This window comes from Candidatus Saganbacteria bacterium, from assembly GCA_016223245.1.
In the GTDB taxonomy this organism is placed as follows: Bacteria; Margulisbacteria; WOR-1; order XYC2-FULL-46-14; family XYC2-FULL-37-10; genus JACRPL01.
Genome location: JACRPL010000006.1, coordinates 40,203 through 53,660, shown reverse-complemented (window position 1 = coordinate 53,660; position 13,458 = coordinate 40,203). Strand labels below are relative to the sequence as shown.

The 13,458-nt window shown below is 40.2% G+C and carries 8 protein-coding genes; 7 read left to right on the top strand and 1 reads right to left on the bottom strand.

The features are described 5' to 3' along the window. Positions 1 to 50: 50 nt before the first annotated feature. The 7 genes from mutS (at position 51) to mltG (ending at position 10,311) form a co-directional block, all read left to right on the top strand. Positions 51 to 2,525: a DNA mismatch repair protein MutS gene (gene mutS / locus HZC34_02030; GenBank protein MBI5700610.1), complete on the top strand. Its 2,475-nt coding sequence runs from the start codon at positions 51 to 53 to the stop codon at positions 2,523 to 2,525. A 111-nt stretch (positions 2,526 to 2,636) separates the two neighbouring features. After that, a complete protein-coding gene (gene dnaB, locus HZC34_02025; GenBank protein ID MBI5700609.1) occupies positions 2,637 to 3,974 on the top strand; it encodes a replicative DNA helicase in 1,338 nt (445 codons plus the stop codon). 12 nt (positions 3,975 to 3,986) lie between these two features. Further along, complete coding sequence (locus HZC34_02020; protein MBI5700608.1) at positions 3,987 to 5,546, top strand: LPS-assembly protein LptD; 1,560 nt, start codon at positions 3,987 to 3,989, stop codon at positions 5,544 to 5,546. A gap of 8 nt (positions 5,547 to 5,554) precedes the next feature. Next, positions 5,555 to 6,166, top strand: coding sequence for a dTMP kinase (tmk, locus tag HZC34_02015; GenBank protein ID MBI5700607.1), 612 nt, complete (start codon positions 5,555 to 5,557; stop codon positions 6,164 to 6,166). A 91-nt stretch (positions 6,167 to 6,257) separates the two neighbouring features. Continuing rightward, entirely contained in the window at positions 6,258 to 8,918 is a 2,661-nt protein-coding gene (alaS, locus tag HZC34_02010) for an alanine--tRNA ligase (protein ID MBI5700606.1), read from the top strand. Continuing rightward, positions 8,915 to 9,310, top strand: a complete 396-nt coding sequence (ruvX, locus tag HZC34_02005; protein ID MBI5700605.1) for a Holliday junction resolvase RuvX — start codon at positions 8,915 to 8,917, stop codon at positions 9,308 to 9,310. The genes alaS and ruvX overlap by 4 nt, the downstream gene beginning before the upstream one ends. Further along, the gene (gene mltG / locus HZC34_02000; GenBank protein ID MBI5700604.1) at positions 9,307 to 10,311 is read left to right on the top strand and encodes an endolytic transglycosylase MltG; all 1,005 of its coding nucleotides are present in this window, start codon (positions 9,307 to 9,309) and stop codon (positions 10,309 to 10,311) included. Before ruvX ends, mltG begins: the two co-directional genes overlap by 4 nt. On the opposite strand, the gene HZC34_01995 is transcribed toward mltG, so the two are convergent. Continuing rightward, a complete protein-coding gene (locus HZC34_01995) occupies positions 10,284 to 13,457 on the bottom strand; it encodes a hypothetical protein (protein MBI5700603.1) in 3,174 nt (1,057 codons plus the stop codon). The two genes, mltG and HZC34_01995, sit on opposite strands and share 28 nt — an antisense overlap. Between the last annotated feature and the right edge of the window lies 1 nt (position 13,458).

Genomic DNA, 13,458 nt, shown 5'->3' with positions numbered 1-13,458 from the left:
TATATATTTAGAACTTATAAAGGTAAATCCACTTTAAAGGATGAAGTACAATGACAGACCAAACCCCGATGATAAAACAATATCGGGAAATAAAATCACAGCACAAGGATGCAATCCTTTTTTTCCGCTTGGGCGACTTCTATGAAATGTTCTACGATGATGCAGAGCTTGGATCGCGCGAACTTGGCCTCACATTAACTGGCAGGGGAATTTCCGAGAACAGAATGCCGATGTGCGGGATACCATTCCATGCGGCCGAAAATTATATTGGAAAACTTGTCGAAAAAGGATACAAAGTTGCTATCTGCGAACAAGTCGAAGACCCAAAGCTTGCTAAAGGGCTGGTTAAAAGAGATGTAATAAAGATATATACCCCTGGGACAATTATTGGTACTTCAATGCTAACCGATAAGACAAACAATTATCTTCTTGTCGTATCTTTTGAGAAAGGCAAGTTTGGTCTAGCTTATACGGATGCTTCGACTGGTGAATTTAAAGTTACAGAAATCGATACTTTAAAAGATCTCCTCGATGAAATAAATAGGATAAAACCATCGGAGATACTTCTTTCCGACATGATTGATGAGAAAAGGAACCGCGAGCCGTGCCTGCCGGCAGGCAGGGTTCACTCGCAGGTTCCGTCTATTAGGATTGAAAGCTACAAAGACAAATACGACCAATCCGAAGCAGAAGAAAAACTTTCAAAATTCTTCAAAATAAAATCTCTTGCCTCATTCGGAATTGAGAACTATTCAGTTGGTTTATCCGCCGCTGCAGCTGCCTTGGATTATCTTGAAGACAACCAGAAAACTGCTCTGGGCCACATTAACAAAATTACGCCTTATGCGATCGGCCAATATATGCTTATAGACGCCCAAACAAGAAGAAACCTTGAACTCGTTCAATCTATTAAAGATAAATCCTTAAAAGGGGCCTTACTCTGGGTGCTTGATAGATGCGAAACAAATATGGGAAGCAGGCTTCTTAGAAATTGGCTTCTTATGCCTTTAATGGAAATAGATAAAATAAATGCCCGTTTCGATGCAATTGATGAACTTATAGGAGATACAATTTTAAAAGCAGAGCTAACACAAAGACTTAAGAATCTCTATGATATTGAAAGACTAACATCAAAAATTGCAACAGAGCAGGGAAACGCAAAAGATATTGTTTCTCTAAATGAATCGTTAAAAGAGATCCCATTCTTTAAAACGTTAACTTCAAAATGCAAATCGAAAATGCTAAAACATGTCAATGATCTTCCGGAACTTCTTGAACTCAAGGAATTAATAAATAAAGCCATAAAGATTGATCCTCCGTTCACTATTAAAGAAGGCGGGATAATAAACGATTCTTATGATAATGAGCTGGATGAATTGAGAAAGATAGCTTATGGCGGAAAAAGCTGGATCGCCGAACTTGAGAACAAAGAAAGGATAGCAAGCGGTATCAAATCCCTCAAAGTAGGTTTTAATAAAGTTTTCGGATATTATATCGAGGTCACAACGGCAAACCTGTCTCAAGTGCCTGCAAATTATATTAGAAAACAAACACTTACTAATTGCGAAAGATATATAACGCCTGACTTAAAAGAAAAGGAATCTCTGATCCTAAATGCCGATGAAAGGATCAAAGAACTGGAATATAAGATTTTCTGCGATGTACGTGAAAAAGCCGCAGGATTTACAAAAGAATTACAATATATTGCGGAGATATTATCCCAACTCGATGTCTTGATCTCATTGGCACAAGTCGCGCAAGAAAACAATTATTGCCGCCCCCTGATATCCGGATCCACTGATATCCTGATAACCGGATCACGGCATCCGGTAGTCGAAAAAATGCTTGGAAACCATAATTTTGTAAAAAACGATATCTTGATGAACAATGAAAGTAGTTTCCTGCTGATCACTGGCCCTAACATGGCAGGTAAATCTACTTACATGAGACAGACCGCGTTAATATGCCTTTTGGCACAAATGGGTTCGTTTGTCCCGGCCGATAATGCAATATTGCCGTTAATAGACAAAATCTTCACAAGAATTGGGGCTATGGATGATATATATTCAGGACAATCAACATTTATGCTCGAGATGACCGAAACCGCGAATATCCTGAACAATGCGACTGAAAATAGTTTGATAATACTTGATGAAATAGGCAGAGGGACGGCGACTTTTGACGGGATGTCTATCGCTGCGGCTGTTGCCGAATTCATCAATAACAACATCAAAGCAAAAACTTTATTCGCGACTCACTACCATGAGATCACTCAGCTTGCGGAAAAACATAAAGGCATGAAAAATCTGAATATCCAGATAAAAGAAGAAGGCGATCAAATAACATTTTTACATAAGATAGTCGAGGGCTCTGCAGATAGATCGTATGGGATCCAAGTTGCGCGGTTAGCGGGGCTCCCGAATGACGTGATTTCAAGGGCTAAAGAGATATATACAACGCTTGAGATGGTTGAAAATGACCTGGGATTTGATCATCGATCGAATGTTCCTGTAATAAATGCCTGACCCAATATTTTTCCGGAAATTGCCGTATTAAAAGCCGAATAATTCATTCCATTTGGCATAATTCTAGTACGCTTGGAAATCAATGTCAACATATGTTATAATTTACATCTCATGGCCGAAGAAAGAATTCCACCGCAAAACCTGCAAGCAGAACAATCAGTAATTGGATCGTTATTGATTGACAAGGCCGCGATTGTAAAAGCAATCGAGATCCTGCACGCGGACAGCTTTTACCGCGATGCGCACAAATATATTTACGAAACGATCCTCGACCTGTTTGACCGAGGCGAACCTGTAGACCTTGTCACTGTGGGCGAAAGCCTTCGGAAAAGCAACAAGCTTGACTCTTCTGGAGGATCCGGTTATATTGCGGACCTTATTAATTCCGTCCCGACAGCCGCAAATATCGAATATTACGCGCGGATCGTTGAAGAAAAAGCGACATTGAGGCGATTGATCGATGCCGGAACGTATATTGTATCGGAAGCGTTCGATGAACCGGACAATGTTGACAGTATATTGGACCATGCAGAAAAAACGATCTTCGATATCGCATTAAAACGGACAAAAGAAGGATTCCACAAGTTAGATTCGATTTTGACAAAAGTTTTAGACAGGATCGACAGGCTATACGGGAAAAAAGAGCACATTACAGGCATTCCAACAGGCTATACCGATCTTGACAATCTGACAGCCGGGTTCCAGAATTCCGACCTAATAATTATCGCGGCAAGGCCGTCGGTTGGAAAAACCGCATTTGCATTGAACATGGCCCAAAATATGGCAATAAAATTCAAGATACCTGTCGCGATCTTCTCGCTTGAAATGAGCAAAGACCAGCTTGCCCAAAGAATGCTGTGTTCAGAGGCGGAGATCGACGCAATAAAGCTTAAAACAGCAACACTCCCTGATACCGGTTGGAAGAAGTTGACGCGCGCCTTGTCAAAACTCTCCGAAGCCCAGATATACATTGACGATTCGGCTTCGATCACCGCAATGGAAATAAGGGCAAAATGCAGAAGGCTCAAACTTGAAAAAGGGCTTGGAATGGTCATGATCGATTACTTGCAGCTTATGTCTGGCAGGGGCAGGATCGAAAACAGGGTGCAGGAAATTTCGGAAATCTCACGGTCGCTTAAGACCCTTGCACGCGAACTTGATCTTCCCGTAATTGCACTGTCGCAACTTTCAAGGGCGGTTGAACAGCGAAACGATAGGATACCAAGGCTATCGGACCTTAGGGAATCGGGAGAAATTGAACAAACGGCTGACCTTGTAATGTTCATCCATAGGGACGATTATTACAATCCACAATCAGAACGCGGGAATATAGCCGAAATTATTATCGCGAAACAAAGGAACGGCCCTGTCGGCACTGTCGAATTGGTCTTCCGCAAAGACATTGCCAAATTCTGCAATAAAGAAAGCCGCTATGAAGAAGTTGGCTAGCAGTAAATCCCAATGACCAAATCCCAACAATGTATTTATTCTATAATCTATTCCTTGTTGGTCATTGGTCATTGGTCATTGGTCATTTTGCTTATTATATTATCAACGCAAGTCTTTGCCCAAGACAAGGATCTCTCGATCAACGCCCAAACGCTCAATTATTCCGATGACGGGAAATATGTCGAAGCGATAGGATCAGTCGAGGTAACATATAAAGACCTCAAGGCATCTGGCGAAAAATTCTTATATTTTACGGCGGACAAGAATATTAAAACGGATGCGGGCTTCAAACTTCTATATCAAGGCCTTTATTTTTCGGGAGATGTATTAGATTTCAATCTAAACACAAGGATCGGTGCTGCAAATAAAGTAAAATTGCTCTACAAAAATGTTACGCTGACTGGAGACCTAGTTAAGATGGACGAGGACAAAATTGACCTAAAAAATGCGGAATTCACGACTTGCGATCTATTTACACCGCATTATCATTTTCAGGCCGATAATATTATTTTATATCCCAAGGACGGATGGCTTATTTGTTATTGGGCCAGGTTTTGGCTGGACGGCGTAGCTACGACACCGGTACCAGTCTATATATACGACCTTAAAGCCGAAGAAAAAGGTTTGGCCCACCAAATGCCTTATCCGGTTTTTGGATCAAACGATCTTGATGGAGCTTATATTTCCCAAAGCTTGCCTTGGCATGTAAGCAGGAGCTTGAGCGGAAATATCGCGGTAAACTATGCTGCGAAGAAATATCTTGGGGCCGGATTAGACCTTAATTATATTAAAGACGCCCAAAACAGCGGAAATTTCAAAATATCCGGGGATTCGAAAGACCCGATCTCTGTCATATTTGCCCATAATTATCTTTTTGGCAATGAAGTAAAGAGCGATGGGCCGTTCGCCCTAAAATTATTTAACATTGATACTGTTAAACAATTCGAGCTTTCGTCCAAAATGGCATTAAATGAAAGGATAAATTATGAAAGGGTAAGCCAGTTCCCGCTTTTATCTTTGTCGCTTAAAAAATGGGCATATGATAAATTTGATATGTCAGGATCTCTCTCTCTCGGGTTTATTTCCGAAGAATCATCTGGGGCATCACAAACTTATTCAAACGCAAAACTTGGCGTTTCGGCATCGCTTCTCGACCTTCAAATCGGCATAATAAAGGTTATTTTGGATAACGACCATTCTTTCTACCTGCCTGCCGGCAGGCAAGGCGGCAACGGGACCCGTTGGCTAAAAACCGTTGGCGGCCTTGAATTGTACAAGACATGGTCCCCATTCTTATCAACCGGTGTGGGATTTAGGACTTTCATCCTAAATAGAGGAACAAGCCCGTTTACTTATGAAATGTATCGCTTTACAGCTTCAAACCAAATAAATGCGGGATTTATGGCAGGAAATGATGGAAGCAAATACGGTATCAACGTTTTATATAATTTACCGGATTTAAGTCCCCGAGAATTCGATTATCTTGTCCGCATCGGGATCCATTGCTTCAATATAACTTTTGCATATCGTGTAATGAGGAATGAATTTAATTTCAACTTCGGCATAAACTAGGAGGGAACATGTTCATCTCTTTTGAAGGCGGGGAAGGCTGCGGAAAAACAACACAGATCGAATTATTATCAAAATACCTTGCATCTAAAGGCCAAGATGTCGTGATAACCAAAGAACCAGGCGGAACATCGCTTGGAATGGAATTAAGAAAGATCTTATTGGAAAAAGAGCCGGAAATACTGTCGGAAATTTTCCTTTTCGCGGCAGACAGGGTAGAGCATGTTGAAAAAATAATTAAACCGGCGCTAGATAAAAAGAAAACAATTATCTGCGATAGGTATATGGATTCAACTCTGGCATACCAATTGGGGGGCCGCGGCCTTCCAGAAGATTTGGTAAGATATGTAAATTGGGTAGCGAGCCGCGGACTAGTTCCCGATATTACTATCCTGCTCGATGTTCCGGTCGAAGTTGGCCTCAAGAGGGCGAAAGAAAGAGGGAATATCGACCGATTTGAAAAAGAGATCGTCGCCTTTCATGAAAGGGTCAGGGATAAATATTTGGAGATCGCCCAAAACGATAAAAAAAGAGTTAAGGTCATTAATAGTACGATGCCGGTTGAAGATGTACAAAATAGAATTAGGGAGGAGATTGAGAAATATTTTTCTACCAGCGGCTAAACGCCGTGGTTATGAAATTCAAACTAACCGCGAGCCGTGCCTACCGGCAGGCAGGGTTTACTCGCAGGTTAGTTTGTTCAAGTAAATAATTATGAAAAGTTCTGAAATTAGAGAACAATTCTTAGAATTCTTCGAGAAAAAGGGGCATAAGCGCCAGCCTTCCGCTTCGCTAATCCCGTCTGACCCGACAGTTTTATTAACTTTAGCGGGAATGCTTCCGTTCAAGCCGATATTCTTGGGAACCGAATCCCCAAAATATAAACGCGTTACAACCGTACAAAAATGCATACGCATGAACGACATAGGACATGTCGGGAAGACGACCAGGCATCATACATTCTTTGAGATGCTTGGGAATTTTTCTTTCGGCGATTATTTCAAAGAAGATGCGATAGCATACGCTTGGGAGCTTTTAACCGAAGCCTACAAGATCGAAAAAGAAAAACTCGTCATCGCGATCTATGAAAAAGATGATGAAGCCTATGATATTTGGAATAAAAAAATAGGAATACCCAAAGAAAAGATCTATAGGCTTGATGAGGAAAACAATTTTTGGTCAGCAGGGCCTACAGGTCCTTGTGGACCTTGTTCTGAAATATATTATGACTCCGGCGTCAAATGCGATAAGCCCGACTGCAATCCTGCTTGTGATTGCGAGAGATTCCTGGAGATATGGAATCTTGTGTTCATTCAATATAATCGCAACGAGGCCGGAGAGTTAAAACCTCTCCCAAAGAAGAATATTGATACCGGTATGGGGCTTGAGAGGATATCGAGAGTTCTGCAGGGAAAAACAGATAATTTCGATACGGATTTATTCACTCCGATCTTTGAAAAACTTCCCGATAGAAGCGCTTCCAGCAAAATAATTGCCGACCATTTGCGCGCGATGACATATTTGATCTCCGATTCAGTATTGCCGTCAAATGAAGGGCGAGGCTATGTTCTACGAAGAATTATCAGGCGAGCGATACTAAACGGAAGAAAATTAAAGATGCAAATGCCCTTCTTATCGGAATTATCAAGGACAGTTATCGAACAAGGAAAGGGAACTTATCCTGAACTTGCAACCCAATCAAAAATAATCGAAGAGACTATCAGATCTGAAGAGATCGGTTTCAATAATACACTTGAATCAGGCATGAAATTACTGGAAGAACTATTTGCAAAGCATGCTACCGACAAAAAGCTTGCCGGAATCGATGTTTTTAAACTTCATGATACTTTTGGCTTCCCATATGAAATAACCGAAGAGTTCGCGATTGAAAGAGGGTATTCGATCAACAAAGCTGAATTCGAAAATTTAATGGGAGAACAAAGAGAACGCGCAAGGGCAGGAGCCTTTAAACTTGAGGATTCGATCTTAAGATTAAAGAATACTTTCGAAGAAAAACACGGTAAAACAAATTTTGTGGGTTACGACAAACTTGAGTCCGACGCAAAGATATTGGAGATCATTCCTGACGAGAACATCGTAATTCTCGATAAGACGCCATTTTATCCGGAGGGCGGAGGCCAAATTGGAGATACCGGGATCATAAACGAAAGCATTGTTATTGGAACATACGGCGAAATTGGCGGAGTGATCCTTCATCGTCTCGATAATATAGATCGCTTAAAGATCGGGGACCATGTTCATGCCAAGGTAGATGAAAGTAAAAGAAAAAATATAATGGCCCACCACACTGGAACTCATCTGCTTCATGCGGCTTTGAGAAAAACCTTGGGCGATATGGCAAAACAAGCGGGATCGTACGTTGGCCCTGACCGTTTGCGCTTCGATTTTAGCTTCAATCGTGCGATGACAAAACAAGAAACAGCTGAAGTTGAGAGGATCGTTAATGAGAATATTAAAAAGGCCATTAAAGTCGAAAAATTTGAAACAAACCTCAATGAAGCAAAAAAACTCGGTGCGATGGCTTTATTTTCCGAAAAATATGGCGACAAAGTTAGGGTAGTAAAGATAGGCGATTTAAGCCTTGAGCTTTGCGGCGGCTGTCATGTTGATAATACTAAAGATATCGTTTTTTTCAAGATCATAAAAGAGGAAGCCTTACAATCGGGAGTAAGGAGAATTGAAGCAATTGCAGGAGATCTGTCCAAAGCTGCCATAGTTTACAAGGCAAAAGATCTCCATATTCAGATCGATGATCTTATGCGCCACCACGCAATACTTCAGGCAAAAAAGCAGTTGCTTGGCGGCGGAGCTTTCCTTGATGAAGGCATTTTTGAAGTTGACCCCACCGAATTAAACACCCTGGGCCAAGCAGTTGATGAAAAAGACTCGATCCGCGTAAACAAATTCCTTGAGCATCTTGAGGGAAGGCTTGAATGGGCAAGAGAGAGGAACAAGAACATCCAAAAAGAAATTGACGATCTTGAAGCAAAAAAATCCTTATTAGAAGCCGACTCTCTCCTATCACAAACTGAAAAGATAAAAGATATCGTCGTCCTTAAGGCATCGTTAATAGAGGTTCCGGTTGATAATATGCGAATTATGGGCGACAAACTCCGTGATTCGCTTAGATCGGGAATAATAATCCTTGCATCAACAATATCCGATAAAATATCGTTCTTGGTGATCGTAACGGATGATCTAGTGAAAAAAGGCTATCATGCGGGCAAGCTTGCAAAAGTACTAGCCGAAACTTGCGGCGGCGGCGGCGGCGGGCGGCCGAACAAGGCCGAAGCGGGTGGGCGCGATATTTCAAGGATCGAGGAAGCTCTGAAGAAGGCAATAGAATTAATATGAGGACCATGGGTATCGATTACGGTGAAGTTCGAATAGGCATTGCGATAAGCGACCCTCTCGGGTTAACCGCTCAAGGAATAGCAGTGGTCTCAAATATTGACGAAGTTAAAAATACGATCAAACAATATGATGACATATCCGAGATCGTAGTAGGTCTTCCCAAAACCATGAGAGGCGAGATAGGGCACTCTGCCCAAAAAGTGTTGGAATTTATTGAAGAATTGAAAAAATCGGTTACTATTCCAATTGTTACATGGGATGAAAGGTTGACTTCATCTCAAGCCAATAGGATGTTTGACGAAGCTGGTGTTTCCGAGAAAAAAAGGCGCAAGTTTATTGATAAGACGGCCGCGGCGCTTATTTTGCAGAATTATATGGAATGCAGGAAATGAAAAAAATACTCGTTCTTTTGCCAATATTATTATTGATACTTGTTATTCTGTCTTTTTTTTCCATCTTTATCCAAACCGGCAAGAACGATCTACTGGTCTCGATATCCATAAACCAGGGGACAAGCGCAAATGAGATAGCGAATATGCTTGCATCCAATAAGGTTATTGAAAATAGCTTATTTTTTAAGCTTGCGGCATTCTCGCTCAATATGCAAAACAAGATACAATCAGGCGAATACACGTTTAATCCTCATGGAACGCTTGTTTCAACACTGATAAAACTAAGGCGCGGCGACACTAACTCGCCCAATCCAATTAAGGTTACATTTCCTGAAGGGACTTCGATCTATAAAATGGGAAGCATCCTTCAAAAGACCGGATTTCTTCACTTCGAAGAATTCAGAAAGCTTACCAACACGCCTTTATCTTTATCACTAGCTCTAAAATATGATTTTCTAAAAGCCAATAATAGCTATTCTTTCGAAGGCTATTTATTCCCGGATACTTACATAATAGAAAAAACAACTTCAACCGAAGTCCTTGCCAATATGATGCTTAAACGTTTTAATGTAATGCTCTGGTTTTACTGGAAAGAAAATGGAAAGAACAGTACGTTTTCCTTCTACAACACTTTGATCCTAGCGTCAATTATTGAAAAAGAAGCAAGACTTGATGCAGAGAGGCCAATCATCTCATCTGTTTTTTATAATAGAATGAAGATGAAAATGCCGTTGGCTTCAGATCCTACGATCAAATATATATTAGAAAATCCGACAAAGCATGTATATTTAAAACAGCTCCAAATCCGATCGCCGTATAATACCTATAAAAACATGGGGCTAACTCCAACGCCGATATGCAATCCGGGGCTTGCGTCATTTAAGGCGGCTATTTATCCCGCGAACACGAATTATATATATTTTGTAGCACGTAAAGACGGCTCGCATATATTTTCTTCTTCATGGAAAGAGCATCAGAAGGCGAGAGGCAGCGTCTTATAGATCAACCGTTTAAGCTCTTGAGATGTAACAATGGGGGTTTTTACTTTACTATTTATTGTTTTTTTCGAGTGAGCTAAGTGACTCTCAAATTCATCTGTATAATATCCTTTGCTTCGCTTATCCCCAACCAATTTTTCAATAAAATCAATGAATATATTCCTTTGGCCGGGAACATTTAGGGTTGAAAGATCGATCCAACCGGATGAAATGACTGCAACACAAGTATCTATCAAAAATCCCTGTTCTTTGGCGGTATAACCCATATTAATTAAAACTGATTTTATTGCATGAAGATCTTTCACTTCTAAAGGTATCTGCGATGGCGCGATCGACAATGATTGCATTTCTATCTTTATCCCATTATAAGGCGGCTTTAAAATTTGCCTGTCTCCCGGGTTTAGCCCCAACAAAACATTGGATATTTCAACTCTTCGCCTTATTTCTGCTATTTCCTTTTTTAAGGCCAAGGTTCTTGGCTTGATGCCTTCACAAACAGCCAATGAAAGGATATCAGCATTTCGTTCTGTCAGCATAATAGGGATATCATCAAAAGGTTTTTTATAGTTAGGGTTTGCCAGGCAATATTTTTCAAAGTCATCGTTATCCGCTTTATGCCTTAATTCGTGGACTAATATGTCAATTATTTTGTTCAAAAAATTAGATTGTTTATATGTTAAGACAATTGGGCCTTTCCCCAAAAAAGTGTATCCTAAAAATAAAGTTTTCTTGTCATTAGGGACCCAATAGATATCCAAGAGAGCTGCATAATCCTTGCAAAAAGCGGTAAATCCGTGTTTTTCAACCGCATCCTTTACCTCTTTTGGCAGACTCTCATACCCCATAGTAAAGAATACCTCCTTCGATCTCAAGTTTTGCATTTCCAACCCGATCTTTAGCTCAGCATAAGGATTTTTCTTGATAAAAATATCCAATTCGTTGTTTGACACTACCTTTGTTTCCAACAAAAACCTGAATATTTGGTTCAGTATCCTAAGCTTATTTTCCATTTCATTGAGCCCGGCATATCGAGGATCCTTTGATATTTCCGATCTTATTTGTCCTACATATTTTTGCAGCCATGCGAATATTTTAGCTTTCGATGCCTCATAATTAGTTTGGATGGCTAAAGATGATTCCAGCCCTTTATAAACAAAAGCTGAAATGAATTTCTTTTTAAGCTCGTCTAAATTATATTGGCCGTCTAAATCGATCAAACCTTGCAAAGATGAATGTTTCAATATCTCATCCACATATTTTTGGTCGATCGGCTCGCCGGTAATTTTCCTGACGGTTAAATGAGTGGCAATAAGATTCCATGGGTCAACGCCAAATTGTTCGGCAGAAGCCTTAATGAATCTCAACAAGCCTTGGTGATAAATAAGGTCATCGTGTGTTTCTGGAGAATTTTCAATCTCATGGGTTTTTCCGGGAATATGAACACCGGTTTTGCGCATATAAACAGATATTTCCATCAGATAACTTGCTCGCTGATAAGAGCCGACAAGCCCAAATAAAAGGCTTGTTAATTGACAATATTTAGCATTTATAGCGGCTCTTTCTTTAGGACTTAATGTTATATACTTGCTGGATAACATTAGATCATATGTTTTCTTAAGCTCTTTTAAACAATTTCCTATTTGCCCTTCATTTGTTCCTATTAAAACCTTCTTGTCGTCATCAGCGAGGCTTTCAAGCGCCGCCATGGCATCGAACGCCAATAATTCTTTTTCGGAAAATCCCGAAGCCAGCAAGGTAAAATACAATGCCTCACTTTTATCCTTTCCCGTACCTATCAAAGGCATATTATCTTTAATCTGCCTTAAGAAATCTTTCGTTGATCGGACATATATTTCCAGAATAAGTTGTACTTCTTTTGGATAGGTCGCAAGCCATGCAGCCAAAGTATATTTTTTGAAAGCTCCGGCTTCAGTAGGCGCTTTCGAAAATAATATCCCTTTCTCGGATAGACCTTTAACCTGTTCGATCAGATCCCTTTCATTCTGCGATAGGGCGGGATTGCTTAATCTGGCATAATATATTATCTTTTTATCCAATATCTTCAATTGTGCGGTGATATGGAGCAATGATTTTAAAGCCTGTTTTTCTGGATTTGAGGGGGTTTCAACATAAGCAGCCTTATATTCAATTCCAATTTCCGCCAGCAATTCATCGATGATCCCCGACAATTTCGCTTTGGCCATTTCATCGTCTTTAATATCCGGCGTTTTGATCGCGGCTTCAAGCTCTTTAGCTATTTTACGGTATTTATTTATTAGGCTTTGGGCTTTATTTGTCAGTCCAGTCAATTCAAGGTTAAGATCATCTTTTGGCCATAATTGCGCCATAGCTTCTGTTTCTCTATTATGGATAGCGGCCAATTTTTTCCCAAATTTATTTGACTTTATTATTTGCAAGAAATATTTATTTGTTTTGGCCCGGATCTGTTCTTGAATGTTCAAATATCTCTGGGCTTCTTCAAAATACATATTTGAGATCGAATATCCTCTCATTGTTTCTGTTCTCTGAAAAAAGATTGTCTCTTCGTAAATCGTCATTTTACCTATATCTTTTCTGCCAATTGCCAAGGGATCTATTATGTGATATTTGTTCAATATTTCATAATATTCCTTAAATACTCGTTCATCCCTAAAAAGGGCTAAGGTTTCCGCAAATGCTCGGGCCAAAATCTTATTTTGATAGCTTTCAAAGGTTTTGAATAGTTCCGGCTGTTGGACCTTTAATGTGGAAAGGATCGCTTCTTTATATTTTTGACATTGTTCGTATTTTTTGATATTTTGTTTGGCTTTTTTTACAGCCGCAGACCCGCTTTTTGCCCCCTTAACTTTCGAAAGCAGAAAAGTTAACCTATCCGTTTGTTTAAGATTGCATATCGCTTTTATTTCCCGAAATTCCACTTTTGTTATCCCAAGCAAAGTGATAAAAGCCTGTTCATCAGCAGAAACAGATTCAATGTCGAGTTGAGCTTGACGAGCTTTTAATGTTTTTGCGGATTCATGGGCCGGAGCTGTCGTTGGAGCAGGAGGTTGTTTTACCCTTCCTGGTTGTGACGATGCAGGCGTTGGCCCCGAAACAACAGGCTTTGGTGACTTTTGATGTGTTATTGGGTCTAGTGATACTTCTGCCATC